The 2,602-nt window shown below is 64.6% G+C and carries 4 protein-coding genes; all 4 read left to right on the forward strand.

The genetic code is table 11. The features are described 5' to 3' along the window. Positions 1 to 509: MBL fold metallo-hydrolase (locus EN984_RS30580; RefSeq protein ID WP_245480149.1), on the forward strand; the 509-nt coding region annotated here is incomplete at its 5' end. An 83-nt stretch (positions 510 to 592) separates the two neighbouring features. Further along, complete coding sequence (locus EN984_RS30585) at positions 593 to 754, forward strand: DUF1328 family protein (protein WP_013528842.1); 162 nt, start codon at positions 593 to 595, stop codon at positions 752 to 754. 94 nt (positions 755 to 848) lie between these two features. Next, the gene (gene dapF / locus EN984_RS30590; RefSeq protein WP_127268401.1) at positions 849 to 1,733 is read left to right on the forward strand and encodes a diaminopimelate epimerase; all 885 of its coding nucleotides are present in this window, start codon (positions 849 to 851) and stop codon (positions 1,731 to 1,733) included. After that, a partial coding sequence (locus EN984_RS30595) for a radical SAM protein (RefSeq protein WP_127384188.1) occupies positions 1,733 to 2,602 on the forward strand: 870 nt, incomplete at its 3' end. The genes dapF and EN984_RS30595, both read left to right, overlap by 1 nt.

The following is a 2,602-nucleotide window of genomic DNA, read 5'->3' on the forward strand; positions in this document are numbered from 1 at the left end:
GCATGCGACTGTCGGCGCATGACTGGGGCGACAGGGTCGGGATCGGCGATGGCGCCGCCGTCCATGTCGAGCCGGTGCATCACTGGTCGGCGCGTGGCGCCCGCGACCGGCGCATGGCGCTGTGGGCCGGCTTCGTCGTCGAAACGCCTGACAGCAAGCTCTATTTCGCCGGCGATACCGGCTTTCACAATGGCATCAACTACCGGCTGATGGCTGAGAAACATGGCGGTTTCCGCTTCGCCATCCTGCCGATCGGCGCCTATGAGCCGCGCTGGTTCATGGCGCCGCAGCACCAGAATCCGGAGGAGGCGGTGCAAGGCATGACGCTGTGCAATGCCGCCCATGCCGCCGGCTGTCATTGGGGCACCTTCCAGCTCACCGACGAGCCGATCGACGAGCCTGCGCGCAAATTGACCGAGGCGCTTGACGATCAAGGCATCCCGCGCGAGCGCTTTCGCGCCTTGCGGCCGGGCGAGGTCTGGGATGTGCCGGAGCACATAGCGCCCTGATCCGCATCGGTTTCGACGGAACCCCAGCGCGGCAACCGCGTTTTCAAGTGGTTGAAAAATCTGTCGGTTTGCGAGGCATTGCCATGCTCAAATGGATCATCATTCTCCTGATCGTCGCCGCCGCAGCCAGCCTGCTCGGCATGCCGGCGCTGGCAGGTGCCGCCGCCACCGGCGCGCGGATCCTTATCGGCATCGTTCTGATCATCTTCCTGCTGGTGGTGCTGGGCATTTTCGCCGTCACGTGAGTCCGGCGCTTTCGCCGTGACCAAGCGGCTGCGCACTGGTAATTCCTGCCCGTTTCCGCCATATAGCGCCAAACGGACACGGATTTCCGGAGCAATGGCCAGCACTGCCCCTTTCGCCAAGATGAACGGCATCGGCAACGAGATCATCGTTGCCGATATGCGCGGCCGTGCCGATCGAGTGACGGGGGCGGCGGCGATTGCGCTGAACGCCGATGCCGCGACCAGCTTCGACCAGATCATGGCGATCCACGACGCAAGGACGCCGGGCACCGCCTTTTTCATCGACATATTGAATTCCGACGGAACTGGCGCGCAGGCCTGCGGCAATGGCATGCGCTGCGTCGTCCAGGCGCTCGCCGCCGAGACCGGCCAGAAGATCTTCACCTTCGAAACCGTGGCGGGCATCCTCAATGCGCGCGAACATGCCGACGGCTCGATCTCGGTCGATATGGGCACGCCACGCTTCGGCTGGCAGGATATCCCGCTGGCCGAGGAATTCCGCGACACCCGCATGATCGAGCTGCAGATCGGCCCGATCGACGCGCCGGTGCTGCATTCCCCCTCGGTCGTCTCGACGGGCAATCCGCACGCCATCTTCTGGGTCGACAATGACGTCTGGTCCTATGAGCTCGACCGCTTCGGCCCGCTGCTCGAGAACCATCCGATGTTCCCCGAGCGCGCCAACATCACCATCGCTCAGGTTACTTCGCCCGAAACCATGATCATCCGCACCTGGGAGCGCGGCGCCGGACTGACCAAGGCCTGCGGCTCGGCCGCCTGCGCGGCCGTGGTGGCCGCGGCCCGCACCAACCGGACCGGCCGCAGCGTTAGCCTGTTGACGCCAGGCGGCGGTACGCTGCATGTCGAATGGCGCGACGATGACCATGTGGTGCTGACCGGCGCCGCCGAATGGGAATTTTCCGGCAGCTTCGACCCGTCGAACGGGACATGGGCCCGCGACACCGAAAGCGCGGCCTGATGTCCGCTCTGCCCAAGAGCCCGGTGTCCAAGGGCATCGATGTCGTCACCTTCGGCTGCCGGCTCAACACCTATGAATCGCAGGTGATGCGCCGCGAGGCTGAAAGTGCCGGTCTGGGCGCGCTGGAAGGCGGCGCTTTGATCTTCAACACCTGCGCCGTGACAGGCGAAGCAGTGCGCCAGGCCAAGCAGGCGATCCGCAAGGCCCGCCGCGACAACCCACGGGCACGCATCATCGTCACCGGCTGCGCCGCGCAGACCGAGCCTGAAAAATTCGCCGCCATGGACGAGGTCGATCTCGTGCTTGGCAATGAAGAGAAGCTGAACGCCAATTCCTATCGCGCGCTGCCGGATTTCGGCGTCAACGACACCGAGAAGGCGCGCGTCAACGATATCTTTTCGGTGCGTGAGACCGCAGGCCACATGGTCGACGCCATCGAGGGCCGGGCGCGCGCCTTCGTCCAGGTGCAGAATGGCTGCGACCACCGCTGCACCTTCTGCATCATTCCCTACGGCCGCGGCAATTCGCGCTCGGTGCCGATGGGCGCCGTGGTCGAGCAGGTCAAGCGGCTCGCCGGCAACGGCTATGCCGAGATCGTGCTGACCGGCGTCGACATGACATCATTCGGCGCCGATCTGCCGGGGGCGCCGAAGCTCGGCAAACTGGTGAAAACAATCCTGAAACAGGTGCCCGACGTGAAGCGGCTGCGGCTGTCGTCGATCGATTCGATCGAAGCTGACGACGATTTGCTCGATGCCATCGCCACCGAGCCCAGGCTGATGCCGCATCTGCATCTGTCGCTGCAATCGGGCGACGACATGATCCTGAAGCGGATGAAGCGAAGGCACCTACGCGATCAGTCGATCCGC

Source organism: Mesorhizobium sp. M7A.F.Ca.CA.004.12.1.1 (assembly GCF_003997835.1).
Lineage (GTDB): Bacteria > Pseudomonadota > Alphaproteobacteria > Rhizobiales > Rhizobiaceae > Mesorhizobium.

What these genes read in the sequence shown, in the direction of transcription:
- dapF (WP_127268401.1), top strand. Translation starts at nt 849, where the DNA reads ATGGCCAGCACTGCCCCTTTCGCCAAGATGAACGGCATCGGCAACGAG.
- EN984_RS30585 (WP_013528842.1), top strand. Translation starts at nt 593, where the DNA reads ATGCTCAAATGGATCATCATTCTCCTGATCGTCGCCGCCGCAGCCAGC.